The organism is Nonomuraea endophytica, from assembly GCF_014203235.1.
Classification (GTDB): Bacteria; Actinomycetota; Actinomycetes; order Streptosporangiales; family Streptosporangiaceae; genus Nonomuraea; species Nonomuraea endophytica.
This window is the reverse complement of sequence record NZ_JACHIN010000007.1, coordinates 419,360-441,608: the sequence shown is the minus strand read 5'-3', so window position 1 is coordinate 441,608 and position 22,249 is coordinate 419,360. Positions and strand designations below refer to the sequence as shown.

The window sequence follows — 22,249 nt, the reverse complement described above, 5'->3', positions numbered from 1 at the left end:
ACAAACGAAAATGTTCGAACTCCTATCGGCAGGGCATAGGTCGCCATCCGTGACCTGAGACGATGGGGGTGAGCGCATGGAGACAGATGCGCGGGTCCGGGACTGGTACCGGCGGCGCACCAGCAGCGCCGCCGACTGGTCGCCGGACGCACTGGCGGACGCCAAGGGATCGACCACGGTGAGCGTGGTCCTCCCGGCCCGCGACGAGGAACGCACGGTCGGGCGGATCGTCTCGGTGATCCGCCGCGACCTCGCCGACCTCGTGGACGAGATCGTCGTCGTGGACTCCCGCTCCACCGACGCCACCGCCGCCGTGGCCGCCGCGGCGGGCGCCACGGTCGTGCACCAGGACGAGGTCCTGGCGCACCTGCCGCCGCTGTCGGGCAAGGGCGAGGCCCTGTGGAAGGGACTGGCCGCCACCTCGGGCGACATCGTCGTCTTCGTCGACGCCGACTTATGCGACTTCCCCTCCTCCTTCGTCACCGGCCTGCTCGGGCCGCTGCTGCTCGACACCGGGGTGCTCTTCGTCAAGGGCACCTACGAGCGGCCGCTGAACGGCCGGCGCGGCGAGGGCGGCCGGGTCACCGAACTCGTCGCCCGGCCCCTGCTCAACCTGTGGTGGCCGGAGCTGTCCGGGTTCGTCCAGCCGCTCGGCGGCGAGTACGCGGCCCGGCGCACGGTCCTGGAACGCGTGCCGTTCGCGACCGAGTACGGGGTGGAACTCGGCCTGCTGGTTGACCTGCTCGAACTCGTCGGCCTGGACGCCATGGCCCAGGTGGACCTGGGCTGCCGCACCCACGCGCACCAGTCCACGGCGGCGCTCGGCCGCATGGCCGCCCAGATCATGCTCACCGCGTGGACCCGGCTCGAACGCCAGGGCCGGGTGGTGTCGGCGGCGCCGCCCGCGCACAGCCTGCTCCAGTTCGACACCGAACGGCGGGCCGCCCGCGCCGACGTGGCCGTGGCCGAGCGCCCGCCGCTGGCCTCGCTGGCCATCGAGGAGGACGTCGCGTGAACATCCTGATGAACGCCGGACCCTGGCTGGAGGTGCCGCCGCCCGGCTACGGCGGGATCGAGAACGTGGTGGCCACGCTGGTGCCCGCGCTGCGCGAGCGGGGGGTGCGCGTGGTGCTGGCCTCGGTGGGGGCCAGCACCGTCGAGGCCGACGAACTGGTCTCCGCCTTCCCCGAGGGGCAGTTCGCCCACCTGCAGAAGCCGTACAACCAGGTGATGGGTCTGGCCCACGCCCACCAGGCGCGAGTGGCGCGGGAATTACGCGGACGCGACGACATCGACCTCGTCCACGATCACCTGGAGGTGGTCGGCCCCGCGGTGCTGTCGGCGCTCGGCGGGCCGCCGGTGCTCCACACCCTCCACTGGGACCTGCGCAAACACCCCGACTTCTACGGCGCCTGGCCTCGGGAGATCGCCGTCAACGGCGTCTCCCACGACCAGCTCACCCGCGCTCCCGCCGCGCTGCGCGCCGCCGCCGTGGGCGCGGCCCACCTGGCCACCCCGCTGGCCGAGCGCGACCTGCGCTTTCCGCGCGGCGAGCACCTCGCGGTCATGGGCCGGATCTGCGCGCTCAAGGGCCAGCACGTCGCCGTCCGCGTGTGCCAGAAGCTCGGCCTGCCGCTGGTACTGGCCGGACCCGTCAGCGGCCTCGGCGGCCCCGCCGAGCTGGAACGCGTCCTGCGCGACCAGGAACATCCGCTCCACGGGCACCCGGACGTCCGCTACCACCGTGACCACATCGCCCCCCACCTGGACGGCGAGCTGATCCGCTGGGCCGGCGGCGTCGCCGGGGACCGGCGCGACGAGCTCTACGGCACCGCCAGGGCCGCCCTGTTCCCGCTGCAGTGGGACGAGCCGGGCGGCACCGCCGTGGTCGAGGCCCTCGCCCTGGGCGTCCCGGTGATCGGCCTGCGCCGCGGCTGCCTGCCCGAACTCATCGAGCACGGCCGCACGGGCTTCCTCGCCGACACCGAGGAAGAACTCGCCGAATGGCTGGGGCGCGTCGACGACCTCGACCCCGAGGAGTGCCGCCGCGAGGCCCGCGCCCGCTTCACCCCGTCCGTCATGGCCGAGCGCTACCTGGAGCTCTACGCCCGCGTCCGGCTCAGTTGAAGCCCCGCGGCAGCACCGCCACCGGGCACACCGAGGCGCGCAGCACCTTCATCGCCAGCTCGCCCAGGAAGACCCGGTGCGCCTGCGCGTCCTCGCTGCTCGCGCAGACCAGCAGGTCGCCGGGCGGCCACTCGACCGCCCCGATCGCGGCCGCCACGTCGTAGCCCTCGGCGATCTCCGCCTCGGCCTCGATGCCGGTGCCCTCCCACGCCAGCCGTACGGCGAGGGCGAGGTCGTCGCGCAGCCGGCCGGCGTCGTCGGTGCGCAGGTCCAGTGTGATGAGCCGCAGCGGCACCCCGAGCCGCAGCGCCGCCTGCGCCACCAGCTCCACGGCCTCGTCGCACTGCGGCCGGTGCACGTACGCCAGCGTCAGCCGGGTCGGCTCAGCAGGCGGCCGGTAGCCGGCCGGGGCCAGCATCACCGCCTCGGGCGACAGGTGCAGCAGATGGTCGGAGGTGCTGCCGATCGCGATGCGGCCGTGCTGCCCGCCGTCGGCCGAGCCGACCACGATGAGGTCCGCCTTGATCCGGCTGGCCAGCACCGCCAGGCCGCGGCCGGCGCCGCGGCTCTCGAACGCCATGTACTCGGCGGGACGCTCGCCGAGCTCGCCCGCCGCGTGGGCCAGGTTCGCCTGCGCCTCGACCGCCTGGCCGGGGCTGCCCGGCGGGTAGATGGTCGCCACCGTGAGCTCACCGCCGGTGACCTGCGTGATCGCGGTCCCCAGTGCGAGCGCGTCCCGTCCTCCAGCGTCGCCGGTATAGCCGACGATCACGTGCGCACCGATCACGCATCCCTCTCTACCCGCTCTGAGCAGGGAATACGCGGGCCATGTCAGACGTTGTGAACTCTTGGAGGCGCACGCGAAGTGAAGATCACACCAGACACGGAATTCAACGGCTCCGGTGGTCAGGTCACCCTCAGGGAAGCCGTGAAGCAGCTCAAGGCCCACGAACTTGACTGCACCATCTCCCGCGAAACCCTCGAAGGCAAGGTCAGCGTCTTCGCCGAATGCGTACGGCGCGGTTTCACCCCGCTGCGCAGCGAGATCATGGCCGCCTACTACGTCGCCGAGAACGACGCGGCCAAGGACGCCTTCGACACCGGGCTGATCACGGAAGGCGAGCTCAGACAGCGGCAGCTCGACCTCGCCCGCATCCTCACCGGCACCGCCTGATCCCCCCTATCGGCCATATGGCCGATGAGTCCTGGCCGAACTGCCGACGAAACCACTCGGTAAGATCATTAAGGTCATGTCCATCGTTTCTTCATCGATTGGACATGTGTTGTACCGCGACATCGTCGACTTCGCCCTCGGCACGCCCGGCTGGGTGCACACCTTCGCGGAGGTGGGCACCGACGCCGGGCTTTTCGTGTTCGCCGCCCTGTTCGTCCTGTGCTGGTGGCGTGCCCGCCGCGCACCCGCCCGCGAACTGGCCATCGCCCTGGTCGGACCCGCGGCGGTGGTCGTCGCCTATGTCGTGAGCGAGATCGTGAAGCTGATCGTCCGCGAGGAACGCCCGTGCCGCGGCGTCACCACGGTGGCCGCCTGCCCGCCGGCCGGGGACTGGTCGTTCCCGAGCAACCACACCGTGATCGCCGCCGGCGCCGCGGGCGCCCTCATCCTGGCGTGGCGCGCCCTCGCCTGGATCGTGCTGCCGCTGGCGGCGATCATGGCGTTCTCCCGCGTGTTCGTCGGCGCCCACTACCCGCACGACGTGGCCGCCGGGTTCGCGCTCGGGCTGGTGATCGCGCCGCTGGTCGCGCTGTTGTGCGTCGGCGCCGTCACACCCGTCGTCCGCCTGGTACGCGACCGGCTGGCCCTGGCCGCCTAACGGGCGAACCGGTCGGTGGCCTCCACCAGCCGGTCCACGATGCCCGGCTCGGTCGCGGCGTGCCCGGCGTCGTTCACCACGTGGAAGGCCGCCTCCGGCCAGGCCTTGTGCAGGTCCCAGGCGGTCGCCATGGGCGTACAGGCGTCGTAGCGGCCCTGCACGATCACGGCGGGGATGTGCCGGATCTTCCCGACGTCCCGGATGAGCTGCTCCGGCTCGAACCACCCTCCGTGCGTGAAGTAGTGGTTCTCGATGCGCGCGAACGCCAGCGCCTTGCGCTCGTCCCCGCCATGCCCGTCCAGCTCGGGATCGGGCAGCAACGTGACCGTCGAGTCCTCCCACCGCGACCACGCCTGGGCGGCGGGGACCCGCACCGCCGGATCGGAGCTCTCCAGCCGTTGGCGGTAGGCGGTCATCAGGTCGCCGCGCTCCGCGGCCGGGATCGGCGCCAGGAACCGCTCCCACAGGTCGGGGAACAGGTGGGAGGCGCCCTCCTGGTAGAACCAGTGCAGCTCCCGGGGGCGCAGCATGAAGATGCCGCGCAGGACCAGCTCCGTCGCCCGCTCGGGATGCGTCTGCGCGTAGGCGAGCGCCAGCGCGCTGCCCCACGACCCGCCGAACACCTGCCAGCGCTCGACGCCGAGGTGCTCACGCAGCTTCTCCATGTCCGCCACCAGGTTCCAGGTGGTGTTGTGCTCCAGCGAGACCGCCGCGTCGCTCGCGTGCGGCCGGCTGCGCCCGCAGTTGCGCTGGTCGAACAGGACGACGCGGTACAGCTCCGGGTTCCACTGGCGGCGGTGCTTGACGGTGCACCCGCCGCCCGGCCCGCCGTGGAGCATGACCGCCGGCTTTCCGTCCGGGTTGCCGCACACCTCCCAGTAGACCTGGTTGCCGTCTCCGACCTCTAGCAGGCCGGAATCGTAGGGTTCGATGGCCGGGTAGAGCTGTCTCATAGTTCGGCATAATTCCACGCGTGGCCTTGGATGCGGCGGCTCTCGCGGTGGGCAAGGCGGTCGGTGACCGCGCGGCGCGTACCTGGCTGGCGGCCAGGTCCACGGCGGAGAGCCGCAGGCTCCCGCTGCTCGACCTGATGCGCTCGTGCTTCCCCGACCAGCTCGTGCGCCGCAAGGCCGACCGGCAGCTCGCCGACATCGCCGACTCGGTCACCGCCCGCGTCCTGAAGCTGGCCGCCCACGAGTACCCCGGCCTGGAGGACAACGCCCGCGAGAGCGTCCTGGCCGAGATCGTCGCCACCCTGTCCCGCGCGGACCTGTCCGACGCCGCCCTCCTGGCCGCCGACACCGATCCGGTACGGCTGGCCCGCTCCTTACCCCGCCCCAAGGACCTGGGCGAGGCCGCCTCCCGCCTGTACGAGACCGTCCTCGACGAGGTCCTGGACTGCCTGGTCCGGATCATCAGGCACCTGCCCGAGTTCCAGCCCCGGGCCGCGACCGAGACGCTGACCCGCCTGTCCGGCCTGGGGGAGCAGGTGGCGCTCATCCTCGACCGGCTGCCCGCGCGTACCCTCGAAGCCCCCGACGGCACCGACCGGGACGCCGCCTTCGCCCGCCGCTACCTGGAACACGTCAGCCGCACCCTCGACACGCTCGACCTCATCGGCGTCCGTGTCGAACGCTTCACCCCGCGCACCTCGCTCAGCGTCGCCTACATCAGCCTGTCCGTCTCCGCCGCGCTGCCGCCCTCGCGCGAGATCCCGTTCGACGCCTGGCGCGGCCGCGGCGGCGAGCCGGCCACGATGCGGGTGGAGAGCGCGCTCGGCCGCGGCCGCCGCATGCTGCTGCGCGGCGAGGCGGGCGGCGGCAAGAGCACGCTGCTGCGCTGGCTGGCCATCACCGCCGCGCGCAGCGCCTACGAGTCCGACCTGTCCGACTGCAACGGCGCCACGCCCTTCCTGGTCAAGCTGCGCAGCTACGCCGACCGCGAGCTGCCCCGCCCCGAACACTTCCTGGACGGCGCCGCCGCACCCCTGGCCGGCCTGATGCCGACCGGCTGGGTTCACCGCCGCCTGTCGTCCGGGCGGGCGTTGTTGCTGGTGGACGGCGTGGACGAGCTGACCGGATCCCAGCGCAAGGCGATCCGCCCGTGGCTGCGCGGCCTGCTCGCCGAGTTCCCGGGCATCCGCGTCGTGGTCACCTCCCGCCCGGCGGCGGCCGAGTCGAGCTGGCTGGAGGACGACGGCTTCGCCTCCGCCTTCCTGGAACGCATGACGCCGGGTGACACCACGGCGCTCATCCGGCACTGGCACGCCGCCATCCGTACCGGCCGCGACCTGCCCTGCGCGCCCGAGAAGCTCCCCGCCTACGAGGAGCGCCTGCTCACCCGCCTGGAGAACGCCGCCCACCTGCGCTCACTGGCCGCCACCCCGCTGCTGGCGTCCATGCTGTGCGCGCTCAACCTGGACCGCGAGGCCCAGCTCCCGCCCGACCGCATGGGCCTGTACGGCGCCGCCCTGGAGATGCTCCTGGAACGGCGCGACGCCGAACGCTCCATCCCCAGCTACGGCGCCATGCACCTCGACCGCGCCCAGAAGACGCAGATCCTGCAGGAGCTGGCGTGGCAGCTGTCGGTCAGCAACCGGGTGGAGCTGGCCAAGCCCGCCGCCGTGTCCCGCGTCGGCAGGGTGGTGGCGGGCATGCCCCGGGTGCGCGCCTCCGGCGAGGCGGTGCTGGAGTACCTGCTCGACCGCTGCGGCGTGATCAGGGAGGCGACGGAGGGCCGGATCGACTTCGTGCACCGGACGCTGCAGGAGTACCTCACGGCACGCGCGGCGGCGGAGGACGGCGACATCGAGCCGCTCGTCACCTGGGCACACCGGGACCAGTGGCGAGACGTCGTGGTCCTGGCCGCCGGCCACGCCAACGGCCCGGTCCGGACGGAGTTGCTGCGCGGTCTGCTGCGCCGCGTCGAAACCGAACCCCGCCAGGCGCGGCGGCTGAAGCTCCTGGTGACGGCCTGCCTGGAGACGATGCCCGCGGTGCCCGGGGAACTCCGGGAACAGATCGAGGCGTGCGTCCGGGACCTGGTGCCGCCGAGGAGCTCCAAGGCCGCCCGTTCCCTGGCGGCGGCAGGCGAGGCAGTGCTGCACTGGCTGCCTGCGGACCTGTCGGGGCTGAGCACGGCGGCGGCGCGGGCCACGGTGCGGACGGCCTGGATGGTGAACGGACCGCGGGCCTTGGAGACGCTGGCCGGGTATGCGGGGGACACCCGAGCTGTGGTGCTGGACGAGCTGGCGACGGGGTGGCGGTACTTCGATCCCGACGTTTACGCCGATCGGGTTCTGGCCAGGATGTCGTTCATACCCGATCCCTTGTGGCTTGCCACGGCAGGACAGTTCAACGCACTCGGCCTCCTGCCACCTCAACGATGGATCATCAGCTTCGGCGGCGGGCGGAATCTCAGCCCGCTTCTCCCGCACCGGGACTCGCTGACGAGTCTCACCGCCATCGGCTTCGAGCAAGTCGTCGATCTTTCGCCACTCTGTTCCTTCACGGCCCTCGACCGTCTGGCCCTTGGCCACACCTGCTTCGAGAATCTCGCCTTTCTCGAAAGTCTGCCTCAGCTGACTGAGGTGGTGCTCTTCGGGTTGTCCAACATCACTGACTACTCGCCGCTGCTCGCGCTGCGCGGTCTGCGCATATTGCGGCTCACTGAGGCCAAGGAGCTGACGCGCTGGGAGCAACTTCCCCCGCTCGATCACCTGGTGGATCTTTATCTCCGAGAGACCAGGTTGGTGGGAAGCGCACGCGACCTCGTCGAGCGCGCTCCTGGGCTCCAGCACCTTCGCCTGGCCAGAATGCCGTTGCCCGCGGATCTCGCGGCGTTGGGCCGGTTGCCGCTGAAGCGGCTTGAACTCGAGGAGATCCCGGAGCTAGAGGATCTGAGGGAGTTGGCCGGCTGCCCGACTCTCACATATCTGTCCCTCAACGGTTGCGAGGGTGTGCACGACCTCAGTCAGCTCACGGAGCTGACCCTGCTGAAAATCCTGGATATCAGTGGCGTGCAACCCGGGATCGACCTTGCGCCGCTGGCCCGACTCCCCCTGACCAGGGTGAGGGTGAACCGTGACCAGCATGTGCTCAACGGGGATTTTCTGGGAGATCGGCTGGTTCGCGAACCATGATGGGAGGCATGAACGTGAACCTAGTTGGGCTTGATGACATGAGGGCCGCTGCCGAGCGGATCGCCCCGGTGGTGGTCAGGACTCCGCTCGTGCCCATGGGCGAGGTGTGGGTCAAGCCGGAAAGTCTTCAGCGGGTCGGCTCCTTCAAGATCCGGGGCGCCTACAACGCGGCCGTTTCGCTGGCGCGGGCGGACGGGGTGGTCACGCACTCCTCGGGCAACCATGGGCAGGCGCTGGCGTACGCGGCGAAGCTGCTCGGGGTGCCGTGTGTCGTGGTGGTGCCGGAGGGGACGCCTCGGGTCAAGGCGGAGGCGATCGTCGGGCACGGGGCCGAGCTGGTGGTGGTGCCGCGTGAGCAGCGCGTGCAGGCCGCGGAGAAGCTGGCGGCCGAGCGGGGGATGATGATGGTGCCGCCGTACGACCATCCGGCGGTCATCGCGGGGCAGGGGACGATCGGGCTGGAGATCGTCGCTGATCTGCCGGACGTCGAGGTGGTGCTGGTCCCGGTGAGCGGGGGCGGGCTGGCCTCGGGGATCGCTTCGGCGGTCAAGGCGCTCAGGCCGGACGCCAAGGTCGTCGGGGTGGAGCCCGAGTTGGCGGCCGACGCGCGGGAGAGTCTGCGTGCGGGGCGGGTGGTGGCGTGGGAGCCGGCCAGGACGTTCAGGACGATCGCCGACGGGCTGCGGGCGGACCTGTCCGAGCTGACCTTCGCGCATCTGCGGGAACGGCTGGACGACGTCGTGACCGTCTCCGAGGACGAGATCCGCGCCGCGATGGGGCATCTGGCCAGGTCGGCGCGGCTGGTGGCCGAGCCCAGCGGGGCCACGGCGGCGGCGGCCTACCTGGCGGGGCGGGCGCCGGCGGGGCGGACCGTGATCGTGCTGTCCGGGGGAAACGTGGATCCTGAGCTGTTCCGCTCGGTGATCTAGGACGACCAGATGAGGCGGTTCAGGAATCCGCGCTCGTCGCGGGCGTACTCGCCGAAGGAGCGCTGGATCTCCGCGAGGTCGGGTACCAGCGTGCGGTGGAGGGTGCCGCCTTCCTTGTACTCCAGCTCGTAACCCCCCGATTCGGGGGAGACCTGCATGAAGTGGCGGCCGAAGTTGACGAGGGCGACGAAGGGGTTCTGGGCGGAGAGCGTGGCCAGGGCGTCGTGGACGAGGCCCAGGTCCGGGTCGGTGACGATCATGCCGTCGCCGGTGTGGAGCTGCATGCCCGCGTAGGCGCCGCGTGGCCCCGGGTTGTGGACGAGGTCGCGCTGCGGGTCGTAGCAGACCAGGTCGTGCGCGCCGGCGACGGCGAAGACGCGGCCGGACAGCTCGTCCATGGACTCCAGGTCCATGGTGACCAGCACGTGCTCGCCTGCGTAGGCGGTGAGCTTCCCAGGCAGCTCGCCGGCGTACGGCGGCAGCGTGCCGCCCGGCGCGTCCTTCTTGGCCGCCAAATACGCCTTACGGGCGAGATCTCGGGTGATCGGCTCTGGTTCCCGCCAGACCATTAGCTCAACACTCACTCGCCCATCTAAGCGGACGATCGCCTCAGTCTGGGCATTACGCGAGCATAGGGCGCAAGATCCGCTTGCTGGCCGTGGCTTCTCCGCGTGGCGTCACGGCTGCTCGGACTGGGGGACCAGCTCGACCGTGCAGTGCGCGCACCGCCTGGCCTCGACCGGGACCTCGCTCAGGCAGTCGGGACACTGCTTGGTGGTCGCCGCCTGGTCCCGTTCGAAGAGGCTGACCAGCCGGGTCATCGGCGTGATGACCAGCCAGTACACGACGGCCGCGATGATCAGGAAGGCGAGCAGGTGGTTGAGGAAGTCACCGTACTTGAACTCGCTGCCGTTGACGGTGAAGGAGTACTTCGCGAAGTCCGGTTGGCGGCCGCCGGTCAGCGCCCCGATCAACGGTGTGATCAGGTCGGTGACCAGGGCCTGCACGAGCCCGCTGAAGGTGGCGCCGACGATGACCGCGACGGCCAGTTCGACGATGTTGCCGCGCAGCAGGAATTTCTTGAATCCGCCCATGGGATCGGCACATTGCCCCCAGAACGGTCATGAAACCTGGAGCCGGGGGCGTGGTCGCGGAGGTTTGCGGGTAGGTCGGTGCTCCCGCCCTTGTCGCCGGAGGCGGGGACACGGAACATGGGATGGATCGCGAGGGAGCCGTCGATGATCGAGCTTTGGCCGGGAGACCCTTACCCGCTGGGTGCGACCTACGACGGGGCGGGCACGAACTTCGCGCTCTTCAGCGAGGTGGCCGAGCGGGTCGAGCTGTGCCTGTTCGACGAGGACGGCAAGGAGAGCTCGGTCCGGCTGAGCGAGTGCGACGGGTTCGTCTGGCACGGATACCTGCCCGGCATCGGACCCGGCCACCGCTACGGCTACCGCGTCCACGGCCCCCACGACCCGTCCAGGGGCCTGCGCTGCAACCCGGCGAAGCTCCTCCTGGACCCGTACGCCAAGGCGATCGAGGGCGAGGTGACCTGGGACGAGGCGGTCTACGGCTACATGTTCGGCCGCCCGGAGACGATGAACGAGGCGGACTCGGCCCCGTTCGTGCCCAGGTCGGTGGTGGTCAATCCGTTCTTCGGCTGGGGTCACGACCGGCCGCCGGCGACGCCGTACCATGACACGGTCATCTACGAGGCGCACGTCCGGGGACTGACGATCACCAACCCGAAGATCCCCGAGCGGATCCGCGGCACCTACGCCGCCCTGGGCCACCCGGAGACCCTCGACCACCTGACGAAGCTCGGGGTGACGGCCCTGGAGCTGATGCCGGTGCACCAGTTCGTCACCGACGACTTCCTGAGCCAGCGCGGGCTGAGCAACTACTGGGGCTACAACTCGATCGGGTTCTTCGCCCCGCACAACCGCTACTCCAGCCAGGGCCAGCGCGGCGGGCAGGTGCTGGAGTTCAAGGCGATGGTCAGGGCGCTGCACGAGGCGGACATCGAGGTCATCCTCGACGTCGTCTACAACCACACGGCCGAGGGCAACCACCTGGGCCCCACGCTGAGCTTCAAGGGCATCGACAACACCCACTACTACCGGCTGGCCGACGGCGACCCGCGCCACTACCTGGACACGACCGGCACGGGCAACAGCCTGTTCATGCGAAGCCCGCACGTCCTGCAGATGATCATGGACTCGCTGCGCTACTGGGTGACCGAGATGCACGTGGACGGCTTCCGCTTCGACCTGGCCTCGACGCTGGCCAGGGAGCTGCACGAGGTGGACCGGCTGAGCGCCTTCTTCGACCTGGTGCAGCAGGACCCGGTGTTGTCGCAGGTCAAGCTGATCGCCGAGCCCTGGGACCTCGGACCCGGCGGCTATCAGGTGGGCAACTTCCCCTCCCGCTGGACCGAGTGGAACGGCCGCTACCGCGACACCATCCGCGACCTGTGGCGCGGGCAGCCGGCGACGCTGCCCGAGTTCGGTTCGCGCTTCACCGGCTCCAGCGACCTCTACCAGGACGACAGCCGCCGCCCCGCCGCCTCGATCAACTTCGTCACCTGCCACGACGGGTTCACGTTGCAGGACCTGGTCTCCTACAACGCCAAGCACAACGAGGCCAACCAGGAGTCCAACCGCGACGGCACCGACGACAACCGCTCCTGGAACTGCGGCGCCGAGGGCCAGGCGGGACCAGAGATCGACGCGCTGCGCGAGCAGCAGAAACGCAACTTCCTGACCACGCTCTTCCTGTCGCAGGGCGTGCCGATGATCTCCCACGGCGACGAGCTGGGCCGCACGCAGCAGGGCAACAACAACGGCTACTGCCAGGACAACGAGCTGAGCTGGGTCGACTGGTCGGACGTGCGGGAGAACTGGCTGCTGCTGGAATTCACCCAGCGGCTGGCCGCGCTGCGCCGGCGGCACCCGGTCTTCCGCCGCAGGCGCTTCTTCTACGGCCGGCCCGTGCGCGGCCTGGCCGACATCGCCTGGCTGACCCCGGCGGGCGAGGAGATGACCAACGGCGACTGGGAGGCCGGTTTCGCCAAGTCCCTGGCGGTCTTCCTGAACGGCGAGGCCATCACCGAGCCCGACCGCCGCGGCCGCAGGATCACCGACGACTCGTTCCTGCTGCTGTTCAACGCGCACCACGACACCATCCGATTCACCGTCCCCAAGGATTACGGCGACATGTGGCAGACCGAGATCGATACCGCGATGCCGATCAGCGTGGGCGTGGCGACGTGCCGCGCCGGGGAGAGCGTGGCCGTGGCCGGCCGCAGCGTGCGGGTGCTGCGCCGTGTCTAAGCCGACCTCGACCTACCGCGTCCAGCTCACGCCGGGCTTCGGCTTCGCGCAGGTGGCCGAGATCGCCCCCTACCTGCGGGAGCTGGGCGTCAGCCACGTCTACCTGTCGCCGATCCTCCAGGCGGCGCCGGGCTCGCTGCACGGCTACGACGTCATCGACCACTCCAGCATCAGGGCGGAGTTCGGCGGCGCCGCGGGCCTGCGCGAGCTGGCCGAGCAGCTGGCGGCGCACGATCTGGCCATCGTCATGGACATCGTGCCCAACCACATGAACACCGAGAACGCGCAGTTCCGGTCGGTCCTGAAGGACGGGACGGCCTCGCCGTACGCGAGCTGGTTCGACATCGAGTGGGTGGGCGGGAAGGTCGCGCTGCCGGTGCTGGGCGACGGCGCCGGGCCCAAAGTCGACGGCGACGTGCTGCGCTACTACGAGCATGAATATCCCCATCCGGGCCACTACCGGCTGGTTCCCTTCACCGACGGGCCCGGCTACCGGCGCTTCTTCGACGTGTCGTCGCTGATCGGGCTGCGGGTGGAGGACCCCGCGGTGCTGTTCGCCACCCACGAGGTGATCTTCTGGCTGCTCGACGAGGGGCTGGTCGAAGGGCTGCGGGTGGATCACCCGGACGGGCTGGCCGACCCGCGCGGCTACCTGGAGTCGCTGCGTCAGCGCTCCGGCGGAGTGTGGACGGTCGTGGAGAAGATCCTCATCGGCGAGGAGCGGCTGCCGGACGACTGGGCCTGCGACGGCACGACCGGATACGAGGTGCTGAACCGGATCACCCGCCTCTTCGTCGATCCTGCCGGGGCGGATCCGCTCATCGGCCAGTTCGTCCGGCGTACCGGGCAGAGCGCCGACTACCGGGCGGTGGTCGCGCGCTCCAAGCGGGAGGTCATCGAGCTGTTCTTCACCGGCGAGGTCGAGCGGCTGGCGCGGGCCGCCGGCGCCGATCCTGCCGAGGTCGCCGAGCTGCTGGCCGCCATGCCGGTCTACCGCGCCTACGTGACGCCCGGCGAGCCGCCGCCGCCCGCGTCGGTCGAGCTCATCGAGGAGATCGCGACGCCGAAGACGCGGGAACTCGCCCAGACGATCCTGTACGGCCCCGCCGAGGCGGTCACCAGGTTCCAGCAGACCACCGGCCCGGTCATGGCCAAGGGCGTGGAGGACACGGCCCTCTACCGCTGGTATCCGCTGGCCGCGCTCAACGAGGTCGGCGGCGAGCCGGACGTGTTCGGGATCGAGGTCAAGGAGTTCCACGAGTTCTGCGCCGGGATGCGGCCGCACACGATGACGACGCTGTCCACGCACGACACCAAGCGCTCGGAGGACGTCCGGGCCCGGCTGTCGGTGCTGTCGGAAATGCCCCAGGAGTGGGCGCGGGCGGTGGAGGGCTGGTCGGCGGCGCTGAGCTTCGACCCGCACCTCGACTACCTGGCCTGGCAGAACCTGCTCGGCGCCTGGCCGATCACGCCCGAGCGCTTCGCCGACTACCTGCTGAAGGCCGCCCGGGAGGCCAAGACCCGGACGTCCTGGGTCAAGCCGGATGCGGCGTATGAGAAGGGGCTGCGCGAGTTCGCCGTCCAGGCGACGCAGCTGCCGGTGGGGGAGTTCGCGGCGGAGATCGAGCCCTACGCGATGGCGAACTCGCTCGGGGCAAAGCTCGTGCAGCTCATGATGCCGGGCGTCCCCGACGTCTACCAGGGCAATGAGATGACCGACTTCTCCCTCGTCGATCCGGACAACCGGCGGCCCGTCGACTTCGGCCGCCGCCCGGCCAACGTCTGGGACGCCACCAAGCTGCTGCTCACCAGCCAGGCGTTGCGGCTGCGGCGCCGGCTGCCGCCGGCCGCGCCGTACCTGCCGCTGTTCGCGACCGGCGAGGCGGAGGAGCACGCGATCGCCTTCGCCCGTGGCTGCATCGGAGCGCAGGAGCTCGGAGGGAGAGAGCGAGGCACGAGCCAACGAGCTCCGAAGCGGGCGCGACCATCAAACGCAGCGGTCGCGGTCGCCACCCGCCTTCCCGTACGGCTGGCGCGCCGCGGTGGCTGGGCGGCCACCACGCTCATGCTGCCGCCGGGCTCCTGGCACGACCTGCTGACCGGCAGCCGCTACACCGGCCGCATCCCCCTGGCTCACCTCATGTGCCGCAACCCCGTCGCGCTGCTGGAGCGAACCTGACGCAGTGAGCGGAGTGGAGGCCCGACGAAGGAGGGACTCCGCGGAGCGAATGAGGAAGGTGAGCGATGACGAGCAGGGAGAGAACCTGATGCGATTTGACGTTTGGGCGCCTCGTGCCACGACCGTCGAGATCGAGCTGCCGGAGGGGCGGCGGCCGTTGCGGGCGGGCAAGGACGGCTGGTGGGGAGCCGAGGTCGCGGAGGCGGGGCACGGCACGCCGTACTCCTTCGTGCTGGACGGCGACGGCCCCTACCCCGACCCACGCTCGCGACGCCAGCCCGAGGGGATCTTCGGCCCCAGCATGGTCTACGACCACGCCCACTACACCTGGAGCGACCACGACTGGACCGGCCGCGACCTGCGCGGATCGGTGATCTACGAGCTGCACATCGGCGCGTTCACCCCCGAGGGCACCTTCGCCTCGGCGATCGAGCGGCTGGACCACCTGGTCGAGCTGGGCATCGACCTCGTCGAGGTCATGCCGATCGTCCCGGTGCCCGGCGGGCGCAACTGGGGCTACGACGGCGTGGACCTCTACGCGGTCAACGAGACCTACGGCGGGCCCGACGGGTTCAAGTCGTTCGTGGACGCCTGCCACGGCAAGGGCCTGGGCGTCATCCTGGACGTCGTCTACAACCACCTCGGCCCGTCGGGCAACTTCCTGCACCCGTTCGGCCCGTACCTGACCGGCACCCAGGGCAGCTACTGGGGCGAGGCGGTCAATCTGGACGGCCCGCAGTCGGACGAGGTGCGCCGCTACTTCATCGAGAACGCGCTGCAGTGGCTGCGCGACTACCACGTGGACGGGCTGCGGCTCGACGCGGTCCACGCGCTGCACGACCGCCGCGCCACGCACCTGCTGGCGGAGCTGTCGGCCGAGGTGGACGCGTTGTCGTGCGCGCTCGGCCGCCCGCTGACGCTGATCGCCGAGTCCGACCTCAACGACCCGCGCATGGTCACGCCGCTGGAGGCCGGCGGCCTCGGCATGACGGCGCAGTGGAACGACGACGTCCACCACGCCCTGCACTGCGCGGTCAGCGGCGAGAACCACGGCTACTACGGCGACTTCGCCGGCCTGCAGTCGCTGGCCAAGGCGCTGACCTCGGGATTCGTGCACGACGGAGGCTACTCCACGTTCCGCGGCCGCTCGCACGGCGCCTCGGCGCGCGGGGTGCCGGGACACCGCTTCGTCTGCTGCCTGCAGAACCACGACCAGATCGGCAACCGGCCCATCGGCGACCGGCTGCCGATGACCGCGCTGAAGCTGGGGGCCGGGTTGCTGCTGGCCTCGCCGTACACGCCGATGTTGTTCATGGGGGAGGAGTGGGGGGCGCGCTCGCCGTTCCTGTTCTTCTCCGACCACGTGGAGCCCTCGCTGCGCGAGGGCGAGTCGGCGCGCCGGGCGCGGGAGTTCGAGGGTTTCGGGTACGACTGGGACGCGCCGGACCCGTCGTCGGAGGAGGCGTTCCTGCGTTCCAAGCTCGACTGGAGCGAGCTGAAGGACGAGGAGCACTGGACGCTGCTGAGCTGGTACCGGGATCTCATCGCGCTGCGGAAGGCGTTTCCCGAGCTCGCGGATCCCCGTCTGGACCGGGTCCGGGTGGAGGTGGGGCCTCTTGACCGCTGGCTGATCCTGTGGCGGGGATCACTTTGCGTAATCGTAAATTTTTGTCCGGATTCTGTGACACTGCCCCTCCGTGGAGGCACCGTTATTTTGGCGGCGGATGACCCTGTTTCCGCAGGTCCGAAGGGTTTACTGATCCCTGGACAGTCAGTGGTGATCTACCGTTCAGTAATCTGACCGTTACTCTGCCCCGTTGCGGACTGTTACGTTTCGCCAGATATTCTGCGCTTCGGCCGTGACTGATGCGTCAAGTGGTTTCTCACAACGCGGAACGGCCTTTTCGTTGCGGGGGCGATCTCTCCACCCCAGGACCTTCTGGCCCCCGTTCAGCGCGAACGGAGGGTAATGGGCAAGTACCTGCTGCGCAGGTTGGCGATCAACGTGCTCCTGGTCGCCATCGCGGCCAGTCTGGCTTACCTCCTCGCCGCGTCGAGTCTCAACCCCCAGGTCAACTTCAAGGGACGTAACCCTCCCGTCCCCGAGGCGACCATCGACAAGACGCTCGACCAGTACAACCTCAACCCCAAGAAGCCGCTGCTCGAGCGCTACGGCACGTGGGTGTCCGGGGTGGTCAAGGGCGACTTCGGCCAGACGTGGGAAGGCGACTCGGTCAACGAGGAGATGGGCCGCAGGGTGGGCGTCAGCCTGCGGTTGCTGCTGATAGGAACGATCCTGGGCTCCGGGCTCGGCGTGCTCATCGGCGCCTTCGCCGCGGTGCGCCAGTACAAACTCAGCGATCGGGTGATCGGCGTCTCGTCGTTCGTGATCATGGCGGTGCCGGTCTTCGTCATGGCCACGATGCTGATCCTCGCCGCGACCGGGCTCAACAACGCCGCCGGGTCGAAGCTGATCGAGTTCGTGGGCGAATACTCGCCAGGACTGACCGGCTGGGACCAGTTCGCCAACCGGCTCGTCCACCTGATCCTGCCGACGATCTCGCTGTGCCTCGGCCAGATCGCCTTCTACAGCCGGATCCAGCGGAACATGATGCTCGACGTGCTCGGCCAGGACTTCGTCCGCACGGCCATGGCCAAGGGGCTGCGGCGCCGTACCGCGTTGTTCAGGCACGCGCTGCGCACCGCGCTGATCCCCGCCGCGACCTACTTCGCCTTCGCCTTCGGCACGCTGCTCACCGGCGCCACGTTCACCGAGAAGATCTTCGGCTGGCACGGCATGGGCGCCTGGCTGGTCGACTCGATCAACCAGCACGACGTGAACGCCGTGGCGGCGGTCAGCACCTTCGCGGCGGCCTGCGTCCTCGTGGCCGGTTTCCTGTCCGACCTGGCGGTCGCCGCCCTCGACCCCCGAGTCCGGGTGAGCTAACAGATGCGTAGCAAGGTCGTTCTCCGACGGCTGGTCAAGAACAAGCAGACGCGTTACGGCCTCATCGGCGTGCTCCTGCTGCTGATCCTGGCCTACGTGGGTCCGTTCGTGGCCCCCTACGACTGGTCCGACAAGGACTTCATGGCCTTCATGCAGCCCCCGGGGCCCGACCACTGGTGGGGCACCACGCAGACCGGCGGCGACGTCTTCGCCAACACGCTGCGCGGCCTGCAGAAGTCGCTCGTCATCGGCTTCCTCGTGGCGCTGATCTCCACCGGCCTCGCCGCCCTCGTCGGCGCCGCCGCCGGCTACTTCGGCGGCTGGGTCGACCGCATCCTCATGTGGGGCGTCGACCTGCTGCTGGTCCTGCCCAGCTTCCTGATCATCGCCATCCTCTCGCCGCGGCTCAAGGGCGGCACCTGGCTGCTGTTCGTCCTGCTGCTCGCGCTGTTCGGATGGATGATCACCTCCCGGGTGGTCCGCAGCATGACGCTGTCGTTGCGCGAGCGTGAATACGTGCTGGCCGCCAGGTACATGGGCATCCCCGGCTGGCGGATCATCCTGCGGCACGTGCTGCCGAACCTGTCGTCGCTCCTGATCATCGACGCCACGCTGAACGTCAGCGGCGCCATCATCGGCGAGACCTCGCTGTCGTTCTTCGGCTTCGGCGTCCAGGCGCCCGACGTCTCCCTCGGCACCCTGATCGCCGACGGCTCCGGCCCCAGCACGGTCATCTCCTATCCGTGGCTCTTCCTCTTCCCCGCGGGCCTCCTGGTGGCGCTGGTGCTCAGCGTCAACCTGATCGGCGACGGCCTGCGCGACGCGCTCGACCCCGGGAGCACCTCATGAGCATCCTCGAGGTGAAGGACCTCACCGTCACCTTCCCCGGCGGCATCGAGGCCGTCCGCGGCGTCAACTACTCCGTCTCACGCGGCGAAGTGCTCGGCATCGTCGGTGAATCCGGCTCGGGCAAGTCCGTGACCTCCCTGGCCGTCATGGGCCTGCTGCCGCGCAACGCCGTCGTCAGCGGCTCGGTGAAGCTGCACGGCCGCGAACTGCTCGGCATGCCGGAAGACGACCAGATCAAGGTACGCGGCAAGACGATCAGCATGATCTTCCAGGATCCGCTGTCGGCCTTCACCCCCGTCTACACCATCGGCGACCAGATCGCCGAAGCCGTCCGCATCCACCAGAAGGTGGGTAAGGACAAGGCCGCGCGCAGGGCCGTCGAACTGCTCGACCTGGTCGGCATCCCGCACCCCGGCGTGCGGGCCAAGGCGTTCCCGCACGAGTTCTCCGGCGGCATGCGCCAGCGCGCCATGATCGCCATGGCCATCGCCAACGACCCCGACCTGCTGATCTGCGACGAGCCCACCACCGCCCTGGACGTCACGATCCAGGCCCAGGTGCTGGAGGTGCTCAAGACCGCGCAGCGGGAGACCGGCGCCGGCATCGTGATGATCACCCACGACCTGGGCGTCATCGCCGGCATGGCCGACCGGGTGCTCGTCATGTACGCGGGCAAGCCGGTCGAGCAGGGGCCGGTGGACGAGCTCTACTACCGGCCGCGCATGCCGTACACGATGGGACTTCTCGCTTCGATCCCGCGGATCGACGGCGAGGAAGGACCGCTGGTCCCCATCGAGGGCAACCCGCCCTCCCCGGCGGCGCTGCCGCCCGGCTGCCCGTTCGCGCCGCGCTGCCCGATGAAGATCGACGCCTGCGACGACGAGGAGCCGCCGCTCACCGAGATCGGCGGCGGGCGGCACGTGGCCTGCATCCGCTCGCGCGAGATCGAGCACAAGGGCCTGACCGGCGCCGACGTCTTCCCCGTCCCGGTGATCCCGCCGAACGACGTGGTGCGCATCCCGCGCGAGCAGCGTCCCACGGTGCTGGAGCTCAACGACCTCATCCGGCACTACCCGCTGATGAAGGGCGCGGTCTTCAAGCGCCGCGTCGGCACCGTGCACGCCGTGGACGGCATCAGCTTCGACATCGCCGAAGGCGAGACGCTGGCGCTGGTCGGCGAGTCGGGCTGCGGCAAGACGACCACGCTCCAGCAGATCATGCAGCTGGAGCCGCCGCAGAGCGGCCGCATCGTCGTGCTCGGCAAGGACAGCGGCAAGCTCGGCAAGGAGGACCGCAAGGCGCTCCGCGGCGACCTGCAGATCGTCTTCCAGGACCCGATGGCCGCGCTCGACCCGCGCATGCCGGTCGGCGACATCGTCGCCGAGCCGCTGCGCGCCCACGGCCGCAAGAACGTCGACCAGCGCGTGGCCGAACTGCTCACGCTGGTCGGCCTCGACCCGAGCTACGCCGAGCGCTACCCGCAGCACTTCTCCGGCGGCCAGCGCCAGCGCATCGGCATCGCCCGCGCGCTCGCCCTGGAGCCGAAGATGCTCGTCCTCGACGAGCCGGTCTCCGCCCTCGACGTCTCCATCCAGGCCGGTGTCATCAACCTGCTGGAGGAGCTGAAGAACACGCTCGGGCTGTCCTACCTGTTCGTGGCGCACGACCTGGCCGTGGTACGGCACCTCGCCGACCGCGTCGCCGTCATGTACCTCGGCCGGATCGCCGAGATCGGCACCGTCGAGAACGTCTACGACCGCCCGGCCCACCCCTACACGCAGGCGCTGCTGTCAGCGATCCCGCTGCCCGACCCCGAGATGGAGCGCACACGCAAGCGCATCCTGCTCGAAGGCGACCTGCCCAGCCCGGCCGACCCGCCATCGGGTTGCCGGTTCCGCACCCGCTGCCCCAAGTTCGCCCGCCTCAGCGAGGCCGAGCGGCGGCGGTGCGTCGATGAAGAGCCCTCAGTTGTTCGGCTCGCGAACGCCGTCGACCACGGTGCCGCCTGCCACTACGCGGAGGAGATCGAGGTCATCACGGCCTCGGACGATCAGGAGGAAAAGTGAAGGTTCGTTACCGGGCAGCGGCTGGACTCGCGGTCCTCGCCATGGCCGTCGCGGCCTGTGGCGGTGGTGGCGGCGACGCCAAGAAGCCCAGTGCCGAGCAGTCGCAGCAGGCCCAGCAGCAGGCCGCCGCGCTGCCGGAGGTGTCGATCAACGAGACGCCGTACGAGCAGGTCCCGGACGGCGGCACGGTGAAGCTGGCGCTGCAGTCCTGGCAGACGCAGTGGAACTACAACCAGACGCAGGGCACCAAGGGCGATGTGCGTGACGCCATCTACCCGATGATGCCGTTCATCAGCATCAGCGATGAAAAGGGTCAGGTCACCAACAACCCGGACTACATCTCCGAGTGGAAGTCCGAGGTCGTCGACGGCAAGCAGACCGTCACGTACAAGATCAACGAAAAGGCCGCCTGGTCCGACGGCGAGCCGATCGGCTTCGCGGACTTCGAGGCCCAGTGGAAGGCCCTGAACGGCAAGAACAAGGACTACCTGATCTCCTCGCCCGACGGCTACGACCGCATCCAGTCGGTGGAGAAGGGCGCCACCGACAAGGACGTCATCGTCAAGTTCTCCAAGGTCTGGCCGGCCTGGCAGGGCCTGTTCAGCCCGCTGTTCCCGGCGTCGATCAACAAGACCGCCGAGGGCTTCAACAAGGGCTACCTGAACAAGATCCCGGTCACCGCGGGGCCGTTCAAGCTCGGCAAGATCGACCAGACCGCGAAGACCGTCACCGCGGTCCGCGACGACAAGTGGTGGGGCCGCAAGGCGAAGCTCGAGTCGGTCGTCTTCCGCGCCATCGACCTGTCCGGTCACGTCCCGGCCTTCGCCAACGGCGAGATCGACGCCGTGGTCATCGGCGCCGACGGCGCCAAGTACCAGCAGGCCAAGGACGTCGCCGGCGCCGACCTGCGCAAGGCCGCCGGTCCGATCTGGCGTCACTTCACCTTCAACGGCGCATCCGAGGCGCTTAAGGACAAGAACGTCCGCCACGCCATCTTCATGGGCATCAACCGCACGCCCATCCTCCAGTCGGACCTCCAGGGTCTGGACTGGCCGATGCAGCCCCAGGACAACCACGTCTACGTGAACACCCAGAAGGGCTACCAGGACAACTCGGGCGGGCTGAACACCTACAACCCCGACAAGGCCAAGCAGCTTCTCGACGCTGCTGGCTGGAAGCTTGAGGGCGACGTCCGCAAGAAGGACGGCAAGGAGCTGAACATCCGCTTCATGTACTCGGCCGACCTGGCCGTGGCGAAGCAGGAGGGTGAGCTCACCCAGGCCATGCTCAAGGAGATCGGGGTCAAGGTGACCCTGGACGCGGCTGTTCCGGACAAGTTCTTCGACCGGATCAACGAGGGTGACTTCGACGTGACGCCGTTCGTGTGGGAGGGCACGCCGTTCCCGCTGGGCAACCTGTTCCAGCTGTACGGCAACCCGCCGGACTCGAAGCTGTTCAACAACAACTTCACCCGGGTGGGGTCGGCTGAGCTGGACGCTGCCATGGACGCGGCTGCCTCGGAGATTGACCCGGCCAAGGCAGTTGAGCTTGGTAACAAGGTGGACCAGCTGATTTGGGACCAGGCTGGTGTGCTGCCGTTGTTCCAGCGGCCGAACATCGTGGCTGCCAAGGCTGGGCTGGCCAACTATGGCGCGTTCGGGTTCTCGGACCGTGACTGGACTGCTGTCGGGCTGAAGAAGTAGCTGCCTGACTGGTCTGCTTGGGGCCCTGGCCGGGTTGTCCGGCCGGGGCCCTTTGCTGTGCCTCTATTACGGTGGGACCTTCCTCTACGACGTCGGCGCCGCCCGCGCCCGCGTTCTGGCCTGCCGGTAGTCCTGCCGGTAGTT

17 protein-coding genes are annotated in these 22,249 nt (G+C 69.7%); 13 read left to right on the top strand and 4 right to left on the bottom strand.

Annotated features, from left to right (window positions below; translation table 11 throughout):
• Positions 1-76 precede the first annotated feature (76 nt).
• Together HNR40_RS27155 and HNR40_RS27150 are read left to right on the top strand one after the other, a co-directional pair.
• Entirely contained in the window at positions 77-1,015 is a 939-nt protein-coding gene (locus HNR40_RS27155; RefSeq protein ID WP_184966065.1) for a glucosyl-3-phosphoglycerate synthase, read from the top strand.
• Positions 1,012-2,127: a glycosyltransferase gene (locus HNR40_RS27150; protein ID WP_312896524.1), complete on the top strand. Its 1,116-nt coding sequence runs from the start codon at positions 1,012-1,014 to the stop codon at positions 2,125-2,127. Before HNR40_RS27155 ends, HNR40_RS27150 begins: the two co-directional genes overlap by 4 nt.
• Here HNR40_RS27150 and HNR40_RS27145 read toward each other — a convergent pair.
• Complete coding sequence (locus HNR40_RS27145; protein WP_312896523.1) at positions 2,120-2,914, bottom strand: universal stress protein; 795 nt, start codon at positions 2,912-2,914, stop codon at positions 2,120-2,122. The two genes, HNR40_RS27150 and HNR40_RS27145, sit on opposite strands and share 8 nt — an antisense overlap.
• Positions 2,915-2,992: 78 nt before the next feature.
• Between HNR40_RS27145 and HNR40_RS27140 the strand changes: the two genes are divergently transcribed.
• Entirely contained in the window at positions 2,993-3,301 is a 309-nt protein-coding gene (locus HNR40_RS27140; protein ID WP_184966063.1) for a hypothetical protein, read from the top strand.
• Between the two features lie 76 nt (positions 3,302-3,377).
• Positions 3,378-3,959 (top strand): phosphatase PAP2 family protein, encoded by a 582-nt coding sequence (locus HNR40_RS27135; RefSeq protein ID WP_184966061.1) that lies wholly within the window; start codon positions 3,378-3,380, stop codon positions 3,957-3,959.
• On the opposite strand, the gene pip is transcribed toward HNR40_RS27135, so the two are convergent.
• Positions 3,956-4,912 (bottom strand): prolyl aminopeptidase, encoded by a 957-nt coding sequence (pip, locus tag HNR40_RS27130; protein WP_184966059.1) that lies wholly within the window; start codon positions 4,910-4,912, stop codon positions 3,956-3,958. The genes HNR40_RS27135 and pip overlap by 4 nt on opposite strands.
• Positions 4,913-4,932: 20 nt before the next feature.
• On the opposite strand from pip, the gene HNR40_RS27125 reads away from it, so the two are divergent.
• Both HNR40_RS27125 and HNR40_RS27120 read left to right on the top strand, forming a co-directional pair.
• Entirely contained in the window at positions 4,933-8,100 is a 3,168-nt protein-coding gene (locus HNR40_RS27125) for an NACHT domain-containing protein (protein WP_184966058.1), read from the top strand.
• 14 nt (positions 8,101-8,114) lie between these two features.
• Positions 8,115-9,029, top strand: coding sequence for a threonine ammonia-lyase (locus HNR40_RS27120; RefSeq protein WP_184966380.1), 915 nt, complete (start codon positions 8,115-8,117; stop codon positions 9,027-9,029).
• Here the strand turns inward: HNR40_RS27120 and HNR40_RS27115 are convergent.
• Positions 9,026-9,613, bottom strand: coding sequence for a hypothetical protein (locus tag HNR40_RS27115; protein WP_312896522.1), 588 nt, complete (start codon positions 9,611-9,613; stop codon positions 9,026-9,028). The two genes, HNR40_RS27120 and HNR40_RS27115, sit on opposite strands and share 4 nt — an antisense overlap.
• 93 nt (positions 9,614-9,706) lie before the next feature.
• The gene (mscL, locus tag HNR40_RS27110; protein ID WP_184966057.1) at positions 9,707-10,123 is read right to left on the bottom strand and encodes a large conductance mechanosensitive channel protein MscL; all 417 of its coding nucleotides are present in this window, start codon (positions 10,121-10,123) and stop codon (positions 9,707-9,709) included.
• 144 nt (positions 10,124-10,267) lie between these two features.
• Between mscL and glgX the strand changes: the two genes are divergently transcribed.
• From glgX to HNR40_RS27075, 7 genes are all read left to right on the top strand, one after another.
• Complete coding sequence (glgX, locus tag HNR40_RS27105) at positions 10,268-12,361, top strand: glycogen debranching protein GlgX (RefSeq protein ID WP_184966056.1); 2,094 nt, start codon at positions 10,268-10,270, stop codon at positions 12,359-12,361.
• Positions 12,354-14,540: a malto-oligosyltrehalose synthase gene (treY, locus tag HNR40_RS27100; RefSeq protein WP_184966055.1), complete on the top strand. Its 2,187-nt coding sequence runs from the start codon at positions 12,354-12,356 to the stop codon at positions 14,538-14,540. The genes glgX and treY overlap by 8 nt, the downstream gene beginning before the upstream one ends.
• Positions 14,541-14,628: 88 nt before the next feature.
• On the top strand, positions 14,629-16,341 hold the full coding sequence (treZ, locus tag HNR40_RS27095; protein WP_184966054.1) for a malto-oligosyltrehalose trehalohydrolase: 1,713 nt from the start codon (positions 14,629-14,631) through the stop codon (positions 16,339-16,341).
• Between the two features lie 168 nt (positions 16,342-16,509).
• Positions 16,510-17,487, top strand: coding sequence for an ABC transporter permease (locus tag HNR40_RS27090; protein ID WP_184966052.1), 978 nt, complete (start codon positions 16,510-16,512; stop codon positions 17,485-17,487).
• A gap of 3 nt (positions 17,488-17,490) precedes the next feature.
• Positions 17,491-18,336 carry an ABC transporter permease gene (locus HNR40_RS27085; RefSeq protein WP_184966050.1) on the top strand — a complete coding sequence of 282 codons (846 nt, stop codon included), beginning with the start codon at positions 17,491-17,493 and terminating at the stop codon, positions 18,334-18,336.
• Complete coding sequence (locus HNR40_RS27080; RefSeq protein ID WP_184966048.1) at positions 18,333-20,402, top strand: ABC transporter ATP-binding protein; 2,070 nt, start codon at positions 18,333-18,335, stop codon at positions 20,400-20,402. Before HNR40_RS27085 ends, HNR40_RS27080 begins: the two co-directional genes overlap by 4 nt.
• A complete protein-coding gene (locus tag HNR40_RS27075) occupies positions 20,399-22,105 on the top strand; it encodes an ABC transporter family substrate-binding protein (RefSeq protein WP_184966046.1) in 1,707 nt (568 codons plus the stop codon). The genes HNR40_RS27080 and HNR40_RS27075 overlap by 4 nt, the downstream gene beginning before the upstream one ends.
• Positions 22,106-22,249 lie beyond the last annotated feature (144 nt).